This window comes from Subsaximicrobium wynnwilliamsii, assembly GCF_007997225.1.
Lineage (GTDB): Bacteria > Bacteroidota > Bacteroidia > Flavobacteriales > Flavobacteriaceae > Psychroserpens > Psychroserpens wynnwilliamsii.
The window spans coordinates 1-2,254 of the sequence record NZ_VORM01000073.1 but is presented as its reverse complement, the minus strand read 5'-3'; the positions used below and the strand labels follow the sequence as shown (position 1 = coordinate 2,254).

Below are 2,254 nucleotides of genomic sequence, written 5' to 3'. Positions count from 1 at the left end.
AATAACAGCGCAAACTCCAGCCATCCTTCTTTAAATTCATCGTTTTACCCATAGACGGCAAATCAACCGGATTCGTCAACACAGTATTCAGCTCTGGCCTATCGGCGAGCCGAATACTTAGTTATTGGCAGTTGTTTTTTTATAACTTATTTAATTCTAATTCTTTAATTTCTTTAGTGTTTTTATCTTGAAAAATTAATTTAGCCTTTGATTCATTTATTTTAGAAGTTAAATTTATGATTTCGCAGTAATCCATATTCTCGTAATCAATATAGCCAAACTTTAAAATTTTATCTCCAAGATTAATTTTATTTTTTAGTGAATTATCCCATATAATACCGACAACAATTTCATTTAGATTATTTAAAATGGGTTCAATGGGCCACATTTTTTCAGCAAGTTCTATAGATTTTTTTTCGTTAAAATTTTCTAACCAAAATAGTTCTTTTTTATAATCTAATGTAACTTTTCCATATTTTAATAACTCTGAACCAATTCGAGAAGTCTCTCCGTAGGTGGTTTTCGTAATTACATTATTAAAATCCATATTACCTATTTTTAATTTTTTGACTTTCAAAGCTAAATGTTCATTTTCATTTGCAGTACCAAATAAACCCACACTAAATGTACCGACATTTTTGGCTATGGTTTCAAATATATCTACTTGGGATTGAAGTTGATGATAAGCTGTGTTAGATATAACGTAAAAATCATTATCGCCACTATCAAATAATACATATCCATTTCCTTCGTGTTTTTCTTTTATCAGTTTTATAGGGATGAATGGACTGCTTTGTATTTGGTTAACTTTCATCTCGATTGCATCTCGTTTTTTCAACCCCAAATTCTTACTATTATCTGTTAGAATAATTTCATTTTTTTGAGAGTTAAATTGAATTGTTGAATTTCTCAATAAATTACTACCAATAATACCATCAATTTTGAAACACTCAAAAATAGGGTTTATGCCCCTTTTTGAGACAAATGCAGGAATTTCTTTAAATTTTATTTCATTAATTATAATCTCTGGTATGGATACAACTTTTAAACTATCTGTGATGCCAGACTGGTCTTTAATTTTTACACTTCCAAGTTTATTAGTTTTAATTAAATCATATAAATTTTCTGATATTGCTGTTGTCGCACCAGTATCTAATAGAAAATCATATTCATTTTGGTTTATTGAAACTTTGATTATTATTTTTCCGTTTTTATTTTCATATTTCATTTTACTGAAATATTCTTTATTTTCCACAAAACCTTGATTAGCATTAATTGTTTGTTGCGAATAAGTTTTGATAAAAATTAAAAGTGAAACTATTATTAATAATTTACTGTTCATATTGTGTTTTTTTTTAATAACTGCCAACGTGTTTGAGTATGATTAGTTGCGCGTCTCAAGCGCTAATTTAGCAAATAAAAACGAACTAGCGAATCCACGAGGGTTTTCGGAAGAAGTATAGACCTAGCAATTAATTATACGCGATGTTGTACGTAGGCTTTTTCCTTCAGATTTTTGTGTTTTATAGCTCTAAGTTTTATTTTTCGATGCTCTTTCGCAACAGTTCCTTTCCGTTTTCTGATAGAATATTTTGGTTTTAGAAATCCGTACTCTATTGATTTTGGGTCTTAAAAATGCTTAATAAAAGACTAAAAACATGAAGTTATAGAACCCTTGGACGAACCATTGGTCAGCTAAATTTTCGATTAAAAAACAGAACTTGGGAAATCCTTTCAGAGTTCGTTTGATGCAGTTCTACTTTTGTTTTTTATCAGTAAATTTTAACGTTTAGGTTGAATCCAGAACGTTGTCAAAAGCCAAATTATCGATTTAAAAAACAACCTTTGGATTGCCATTCCGCAACAATTCCGTTTGAGTGGTCATTTCCGCGTAGTTAGTTTTTGATAATGGATTTTTTGATTCCGATGTTACTTTTTTTTTGGCTGATTAGTAGTTAAAATCTTAAATGAACCAAGATTTTGGTGGTCTAGTTAGCTTACGTACAACGTTTTTGTGTAAGATTAGTTGCGTGTTTTAAGTAGTGAAGTTAGTAAATAAAACAAGAACCAAGAAAGTCCCAAAGGACTTTCGTAAATTGGCTAAAACCAGCAATTAATTTTACACGGTGTTGAACGAATCCTCCCTACCGGTCGGAAGCCCGCCTGAACCGTTCCGATTGGATGTTCTTGCTGTAAATGTAATAGATTTATTAATTTGTAGCTAAATTTTAAATCCAATACCATGTTTAAAAAA

1 protein-coding gene is annotated in these 2,254 nt (G+C 30.0%); it reads right to left on the bottom strand.

What is annotated here, in order from left to right; translation table 11 throughout:
- Nucleotides 1-139: 139 nt before the first annotated feature.
- A complete protein-coding gene (locus ESY88_RS20490) occupies nt 140-1,342 on the bottom strand; it encodes a retropepsin-like aspartic protease (protein ID WP_147088557.1) in 1,203 nt (400 codons plus the stop codon).
- Nucleotides 1,343-2,254: the final 912 nt, after the last annotated feature.